10 protein-coding genes are annotated in these 6830 nt (G+C 72.2%); 9 read left to right on the forward strand and 1 reads right to left on the reverse strand.

The window, feature by feature from the left end; all coding sequences use genetic code 11:
- Positions 1 to 22 precede the first annotated feature (22 nt).
- The 8 genes from C665_RS21455 to C665_RS17505 are packed head-to-tail and all read left to right on the forward strand — an operon-like array spanning position 23 to position 5276.
- Positions 23 to 169 (forward strand): urease accessory protein UreD, encoded by a 147-nt coding sequence (locus tag C665_RS21455; protein ID WP_503169805.1) that lies wholly within the window; start codon positions 23 to 25, stop codon positions 167 to 169.
- Between the two features lie 38 nt (positions 170 to 207).
- The gene (gene ureA / locus C665_RS17475; RefSeq protein WP_004324669.1) at positions 208 to 510 is read left to right on the forward strand and encodes an urease subunit gamma; all 303 of its coding nucleotides are present in this window, start codon (positions 208 to 210) and stop codon (positions 508 to 510) included.
- Positions 511 to 521: 11 nt separating this feature from the next.
- Complete coding sequence (locus tag C665_RS17480; RefSeq protein ID WP_004324671.1) at positions 522 to 875, forward strand: urease subunit beta; 354 nt, start codon at positions 522 to 524, stop codon at positions 873 to 875.
- Positions 875 to 2626 carry an urease subunit alpha gene (gene ureC / locus C665_RS17485; protein ID WP_004324673.1) on the forward strand — a complete coding sequence of 584 codons (1752 nt, stop codon included), beginning with the start codon at positions 875 to 877 and terminating at the stop codon, positions 2624 to 2626. Before C665_RS17480 ends, ureC begins: the two co-directional genes overlap by 1 nt.
- A gap of 37 nt (positions 2627 to 2663) precedes the next feature.
- Entirely contained in the window at positions 2664 to 3212 is a 549-nt protein-coding gene (gene ureE, locus C665_RS17490) for an urease accessory protein UreE (protein ID WP_004324675.1), read from the forward strand.
- Complete coding sequence (locus tag C665_RS17495; RefSeq protein WP_157277058.1) at positions 3209 to 3982, forward strand: urease accessory protein UreF; 774 nt, start codon at positions 3209 to 3211, stop codon at positions 3980 to 3982. The genes ureE and C665_RS17495 overlap by 4 nt, the downstream gene beginning before the upstream one ends.
- Positions 3979 to 4656, forward strand: a complete 678-nt coding sequence (gene ureG, locus C665_RS17500) for an urease accessory protein UreG (protein ID WP_004324680.1) — start codon at positions 3979 to 3981, stop codon at positions 4654 to 4656. Before C665_RS17495 ends, ureG begins: the two co-directional genes overlap by 4 nt.
- A 38-nt stretch (positions 4657 to 4694) precedes the next feature.
- Positions 4695 to 5276 carry a HupE/UreJ family protein gene (locus C665_RS17505; RefSeq protein WP_004324682.1) on the forward strand — a complete coding sequence of 194 codons (582 nt, stop codon included), beginning with the start codon at positions 4695 to 4697 and terminating at the stop codon, positions 5274 to 5276.
- A gap of 30 nt (positions 5277 to 5306) precedes the next feature.
- Here the strand turns inward: C665_RS17505 and C665_RS17510 are convergent, their stop codons facing one another.
- Positions 5307 to 6197: a LysR family transcriptional regulator gene (locus C665_RS17510; RefSeq protein WP_004324684.1), complete on the reverse strand. Its 891-nt coding sequence runs from the start codon at positions 6195 to 6197 to the stop codon at positions 5307 to 5309.
- 114 nt (positions 6198 to 6311) lie between these two features.
- Here C665_RS17510 and C665_RS17515 point away from each other — a divergent pair.
- Positions 6312 to 6830, forward strand: a 519-nt coding sequence (locus C665_RS17515) for a cysteine hydrolase family protein (RefSeq protein WP_004324686.1), incomplete at its 3' end; no start/stop codon positions are given.

A 6830-nucleotide genomic window follows, 5' to 3' on the forward strand; every position in this document is an offset into this window, starting at 1 on the left:
GCCCGCGGCCGGCGAAGGCGCGGTGAGCCTGCTGCCGGGCGTGCTGGTGGCGCGCTGGCTGGGGCCGGCCTGCGAGCCCGGCCGGCAGTGGTTCACCCGCCTGTGGGCGACGGCGCGCCCGGCAGTCGCGGGACGGGCGGCGCACACGCCGCGGATCTGGAACACCTGAAACCCATGGGCGGCAGCGCGCCGCCGCGGAGGAAGACGATGGAACTGAGCCCACGCGAGAAGGACAAGCTGCTGGTGTTCACCGCCGGCCTGCTCGCCGAACGCCGGCGCGCGCGCGGCCTGAAGCTGAACTACCCGGAGGCGGTGGCGCTGATCACCTGCGCGATCCTCGAGGGCGCGCGCGACGGCCGCACGGTGGCGGAGCTGATGGGCTACGGCGCGACCCTGCTGACGCGCGCGGACGTGATGGCGGGCGTCGCGGAGATGATCCCCGACATCCAGGTGGAGGCGACGTTTCCCGATGGCACCAAGCTGGTGACCGTGCACAACCCGATCGTGTGAGGAGCAGGCCGATGATCCCCGGAGAACTCTTCGTCGCCGACGGCGACATCGAACTCGCCGCCGGCCGTGCCACGCGCACGCTGGTGGTGAGCAACACCGGCGACCGCCCGATCCAGGTCGGCTCGCACTACCACTTCGCCGAGACCAACAGCGCGCTCGACTTCGACCGCGCGGCGGCGCGCGGCTTCCGCCTGAACATCGCCGCCGGCACGGCGGTGCGCTTCGAGCCCGGGCAGTGGCGCACCGTCGAGCTGGTGGCGCTCGATGGCGAGCGCGAGGTGTACGGCTTCAACGGCCTCGTCATGGGACGGCTGGACGAGCCCGCGACCGCGCCCGCCGCGCACCGGACGCAAGGGAGCCTGTGATGGCGACGATCTCGCGCCGCGCGTACGCGGAGATGTTCGGCCCCACGGTGGGCGACCGGCTTCGCCTGGCCGACACCGAGCTGGTGATCGAGGTGGAGAAGGACTTCACCATCTACGGCGAGGAGGTGAAGTTCGGCGGCGGCAAGGTGATCCGCGACGGCATGGGCCAGGGCCAGGGCGTGGCCGCCGACGTGGCGGACACCATCGTCACCAACGCGCTGGTCATCGACGCGGTGGCGGGCATCGTGAAGGCCGACGTGGGTCTCAAGGACGGCCGCATCTGGAGGATCGGCAAGGGCGGCAACCCGGACATCCAGCCCGGGGTGACGATCCCGATCGGCGCCGGCACCGAGGTGATCGCCGGCGAGGGCATGATCCTCACCGCGGGCGGCATCGACAGCCACATCCACTGGATCTGCCCGCAGCAGATCGAGGAGGCGCTGAGCTCGGGCGTCACCACCATGCTGGGCGGCGGCACCGGGCCGGCGACCGGCACCTTCGCGACCACGTGCACGCCGGGCCCCTGGCACATCCACCGCATGCTGGAGGCGGCCGAGGCCTTCCCGATGAACCTCGGCTTCTTCGGCAAGGGCAACGCCAGCCTGCCGGCGCCGCTGAAGGAGCAGGTGCAGGCCGGCGTGATCGGGCTGAAGCTGCACGAGGACTGGGGCACGACGCCGGCGGCGATCGACAACTGCCTGACGGTGGCCGAGCAGATGGACATCCAGGTCGCCATCCACACCGACACGCTCAACGAGTCGGGCTTCGTCGAGACCACGCTGGCGGCGTTCAAGGATCGCACCATCCACACCTTCCACACCGAGGGCGCGGGCGGCGGCCACGCGCCGGACATCATCCGCGCGATCAGCCGCCCCAACGTGCTGCCGTCCTCGACCAACCCGACGCGGCCCTACACGGTCAACACCATCGACGAGCACCTCGACATGCTGATGGTGTGCCACCACCTCGATCCGAGCATCGCCGAGGACGTGGCCTTCGCCGAATCGCGCATCCGCCGCGAGACCATCGCCGCCGAGGACATCCTGCACGACACCGGCGCGTTCTCGATGATGTCGTCCGACTCGCAGGCCATGGGCCGGGTGGGCGAGGTGGTGATCCGCACCTGGCAGACCGCGCACAAGATGAAGCTGCAGCGCGGCTGGCTGGCGCCGCGGCGCAGCGCGGCGGCGGCGGTGCCGGACGCGGTGGCCGTGGTCGAGGGCAGCACCGCAAACGACAACTTCCGCGTCAAGCGCTACATCGCCAAGTACACGATCAACCCTGCGCTGACCCACGGCATCGCCCACGAGGTGGGCTCGATCGAGCCGGGCAAGCTCGCCGACCTGGTGCTGTGGCGCCCGGCCTTCTTCGGCGTCAAGCCGAGCCTGGTGATCAAGGGCGGCATGATCGCCGCGGCCGCGATGGGCGACCCCAACGCCTCGATCCCGACCCCGCAGCCGGTACATTGGCGGCCGATGTTCGGCAGCTTCGGACGCGCGCTGAAATGCGCGGTGACCTTCGTGTCGCAGGCCGCGCTGCACAACGCCGCGGTGGCCGCGCTCGGGCTGCAGAAGCCGCTGGTGGCGGTGAAGGGCTGCCGCACGCTGACGAAGGCCGACATGGTGCTCAACAACGCCACGCCGCAGATCGAGGTCGATCCCGAGACCTATGTCGTGCGCGCCGACGGCGAGCACCTCGCCTGCGAACCCGCCACCGAGCTGCCGCTGGCGCAACGCTATTTCCTGTTCTGAGCGCAGCGCACCGGAACCGCACTGGAGACCTTCCGCCATGCCGATGACCGCAGAAACCCTGGCCGACTTCGTGATGCCCGCTCCCGCCACCGACGTGCTGCTGATCGAGCAGTTCCACGAGGGCGACGAGCCGGCGAGCGAGGTGCTCGAGCTCGACTTCGGCGCCCGCACCAAGAGCCGCCTGCGCACCCGGCTCGCCTCCGGCGCCGAGGTGGGCCTCTTCCTGCCGCGCGGCACCATCCTGCGCGGCGGACAGAAGCTGCGCGCACGCGACGGCCGCATCGTCGAGGTGCGCGCCGCTGCCGAGGACCTGCTCGAGGCGCGCTGCGCCTCGGCGGTAGCGCTGGCGCGCGCCGCCTTCCACCTCGGCAACCGCCACGTCGCGGTCGAGGTCGGGCACGACGAGGCCGGCGACTGGCTGCGCCTCCAGGCCGATCACGTGCTCGAAGGCATGCTGGTGGGGCTGGGCGCACTGGTGAGCGCGCTGCGCGCGCCCTTCGAGCCCGAGGCCGGCGCCTATGCGCCCGGCCACCAGCACCCGGGCGACGGCAGCGGCGCGCGCATCCACCTCATGAGCGGGCAATGAGCGCCGCCACCCATCGCCCGATGCCGGCGCCGGCAAGGCCATGCGCAGCCGCTGTCATCGAATGCAACGCCGCGGGAGCGGGTCGCGGCCTGTTGCCGCTGGTGCGCCTGCTGCAGCTCGCCAGCCCGGCACTGCCCGTCGGCGCCTACACCTACTCGCAAGGCCTGGAGTGGGCGGTGGAGAGCGGCCTCGTGCGCAGCGAGGCGGAGGCCGCGGCGTGGATCGGCGAGCTGCTGGAATGGAGCCTGGCACGCTTCGAGGTGCCGCTGCTCGGTTGCCAGCTCGCGGCGTGGTCGCGAAACGAAGACGCCGAGCTTGCGCGGCTCAATGACGACTTTCTCGCCAGCCGCGAGACTGCCGAGCTGCGCGCCGAGACGGTGCAGATGGGCTGGTCGCTGGTGAGGCTGCTGGCCGAGCTGGATGCGTTTGCGTCGATTCCCGGCTGGCGCGCACGCCTGCTGGCGATCGAGGCCCCCGCCTTTCCCACCGCGTGGTCGGCCGCCGCCGCGGCCTGGCAGGTAGCGCCCGGCGAGGCGCTCGTCGCCTACCTGTGGGCCTGGCTGGAGAACCAGGTGATGGCCGCGGTGAAGGCCGTGCCGCTCGGCCAGAGTGCCGGGCAGCGCCTGCTCGCCACGCTCGGCGCCCGCATCCCGGCGCTGGCGGCGGCGGCGCTCGTGCTGCCCGAGACGGCCTGGAGCAACTACACCCCCGGCCTGGCGATCGCCAGCAGCCGGCACGAGACCCAATACACGAGGCTGTTCCGATCATGACCCCGATTTCTGCCCTCCACGCCGCGCATGCCCCCACGACCGCCCGTGCACACGCCGGACCGCAGCGCGGCCCCCTGCGCGTCGGCATCGGCGGCCCGGTCGGTTCGGGCAAGACCGCGCTGACCCTGGCGCTGTGCCTGGCCCTGCGCGACAAGTACGACATCGCCGTGGTCACCAACGACATCTACACCGCCGAGGACGCCCAGTTCCTCGTGCGCAACGAGGCGCTCGCGCCCGAGCGCATCATCGGCGTGGAGACCGGCGGCTGCCCGCACACCGCGATCCGCGAGGACGCCTCGATCAACCTCGAGGCGGTCGAGCGTCTGAACGCGCGCTTCCCCGGGCTGGACATCGTCTTCGTCGAATCCGGCGGCGACAACCTCGCCGCCACCTTCTCGCCCGAGCTCTCCGACCTGACGATCTACGTGATCGACGTCTCCGCCGGCGACAAGATCCCGCGCAAGGGCGGGCCGGGCATCACCCGCAGCGACCTGCTGGTGATCAACAAGATCGACCTCGCGCCGCTGGTAGGTGCCTCGCTCGAGGTGATGGACCGCGACGCGCGCAGGATGCGGGGAGATCGCCCCTTCCTGTTCTCGAACCAGAAGACCGGACAGGGCCTGCGTGAGATCATCGACTTCATCGAGCGCCAGGGCATGCTGGCCGCCGCCTGAACACCGCAAGACCTTCCCGCACTCCTGGAGAATCCACCATGACGATCCGCTTCCGCTCCGTGCTCGCCGCCAGTGCGCTCGCAAGCCTCTCGGGGGCCGCGCTCGCCCACCCCGGGCACGCACCCGCCAGCTTCGCCAGCGGCTTCGCCCATCCGCTCGGCGGGCTCGACCACCTGCTCGCCATGCTGGCGGTGGGCCTCTACGCCGCACGCCAGGCGGGCGCTGCAAGCCTGCTGCTGCCCACCGGCTTCGTGCTGGCGATGCTCGCCGGCGCCGGCCTCGGCGCGCTCGGCCTCGCCCTGCCCGCGGTCGAGGCCGGCATTTCCGCCTCGGTGCTGGTGCTGGGCCTGCTGATCGCGTTCGCCGCCCGCCTGCCGCTGGCGGCGAGCCTGCCCCTGGTCGCCGCCTTCGCGCTCTTCCACGGCCATGCCCACCACGCCGAGATGGGCGACGCCACCCTGCTCGGCTACAGCCTCGGCTTCGCACTCGCGACCGCGGCCCTGCACGCGGCCGGCCTGACGCTCGCACGCGCCTTCCCCGACAGCCGCGGCGGACGCCTTGCGCTGCGCCTGGGCGGCGGGGGAATCGCCGGCGTGGGCGTCGCCCTGCTCGGCGGCTGAAGCCTCCGCGGCAAGACCGCCGCGCCGGTGCTAGGGCGGCGCGCTCCGGGGAGACGGCACCCTGCCGGCGAAACCCGCCGCCGCCTCGTCGAAGCGCTCCACCAGCCAGTCCGCGGTCGCGGCGACGCGCGCGAGCGGACGGGCGTCGGGGTGGATCAGCATCCACAGCTCACGGTACAGGATCGGCTCCGCGCCGGACAGGCGGACCAGGCCGGGGTCCGCATCGGCGACGAAGCAGGGTAGCAGGCCGTGGCCGATGCCGCCGGCCACCGCGCGCACGAGGCCGCGCAGGCTGTTCGAGCGCAGGCGGATGCGGCCCTCGCCCAACATGGCGTGCAGGCGGCGCATCTCCGGGGTGTGGTCGAGGTCCTCGTTGTAGGCCACCCAGTCGCCGGCGCTCACCACCAGGTCGCCGCGCGCCGCGCCGTAGAGCGCGAAGCCGATCCCGGCGAGCTTGCGGATGAGGAAGTCGCCGCTCGCCGGACGCGCCAGGCGGATGGCAATGTCGGCCTCGCGGCGCGCGACGTTGAGGTTGTCGTTGCTGGCGACGAGGTCGACGCGCAGCTCCGGATGGCGGGCGTACAGGCCGGGCAGCCGCGGCACCAGCCACTCGCCGATCAGGGCGCTCACCGCGGTGATCCGCACCACGCCGCCGACCGCGCCGGCACCCGCCTCGGCCAGGCGCGTGATGCCGGCCACGTCCTCTTCGATGCGCGCAGCCCGCTCCAGCACGCGGGCGCCCACCGCGGTCGGCCGCCACAAACCCTCGTCGCGCTCGAACAGCGCCGTGCCCAGCCCCTCCTCCAGCGCGCGCAGGCGGCGCGCCACCGTGGTCTGATCGACCGCCAGCCTGCGCGCCGTGGCGGCGAGCGTGCCCTCGCGGCCGAGGGTGACGAGGAAACGCAGATCGTCCCAGTTCATGTGCCGGAATCCATGCAAATCTGCAGCAGTGTAGAGCAGGAATGTGCATTTACGCAGGCCGTCGGCCGCCTGTACGCTGCCACCATCGTTTCTCGACCCCACAAGGAGCCCCCCATGAGCACCGCATCCATCCCCCTTCGTCAGCTTTCCGGTCTGCCCGCTACCCCGGCCCGCCTGTCCGAGTCGGCGCTCGTCATCGTCGACGCCCAGAACACTTACCGCGGCGGCGTGATGCAGCTCGAAGGCGTGGAGCCGGCCCTGGACGAATGCGCCCGCCTGCTGGCGCGCGCGCGCGCGCTGAAGATCCCGGTGGTGCACATCCAGCACGACTCCGGCCCCGGCTCGCCCTTCGACCCGAGCGCCGAATGCGGCGCGATCGCCGACAAGGTGGCGCCGGTGGCCGGCGAGGCGGTGGTGGTCAAGCACTACCCGAACTCCTTCGTCGGCACCGAGCTCGACGCGCACCTGAAGGCCGCGGGGGTCAAGAACCTGGTCGTGGTCGGCTTCATGACCCACATGTGCATCAACTCCACCGCGCGCGGCGCCTTCAACCTCGGCTACGCGGTCGCCGTGCCCGCCGCGGCCACGGCCACCCGCGCCCTGCCCGCGCCCGACGGCAGCGTGCTCGCGGCC

This window comes from Thauera aminoaromatica S2, assembly GCF_000310185.1.
In the GTDB taxonomy this organism is placed as follows: domain Bacteria; phylum Pseudomonadota; class Gammaproteobacteria; order Burkholderiales; family Rhodocyclaceae; genus Thauera; species Thauera aminoaromatica.

Excerpts from the sequence above, each read along its gene's own strand:
- C665_RS17510 (WP_004324684.1), bottom strand. The coding sequence starts at position 6,197 with ATGAACTGGGACGATCTGCGTTTCCTCGTCACCCTCGGCCGCGAGGGC.
- ureG (WP_004324680.1), top strand. The coding sequence starts at position 3,979 with ATGACCCCGATTTCTGCCCTCCACGCCGCGCATGCCCCCACGACCGCC.
- C665_RS17495 (WP_157277058.1), top strand. The coding sequence starts at position 3,209 with ATGAGCGCCGCCACCCATCGCCCGATGCCGGCGCCGGCAAGGCCATGC.
- ureC (WP_004324673.1), top strand. The coding sequence starts at position 875 with ATGGCGACGATCTCGCGCCGCGCGTACGCGGAGATGTTCGGCCCCACG.
- ureE (WP_004324675.1), top strand. The coding sequence starts at position 2,664 with ATGCCGATGACCGCAGAAACCCTGGCCGACTTCGTGATGCCCGCTCCC.
- C665_RS17480 (WP_004324671.1), top strand. The coding sequence starts at position 522 with ATGATCCCCGGAGAACTCTTCGTCGCCGACGGCGACATCGAACTCGCC.
- C665_RS17505 (WP_004324682.1), top strand. The coding sequence starts at position 4,695 with ATGACGATCCGCTTCCGCTCCGTGCTCGCCGCCAGTGCGCTCGCAAGC.
- ureA (WP_004324669.1), top strand. The coding sequence starts at position 208 with ATGGAACTGAGCCCACGCGAGAAGGACAAGCTGCTGGTGTTCACCGCC.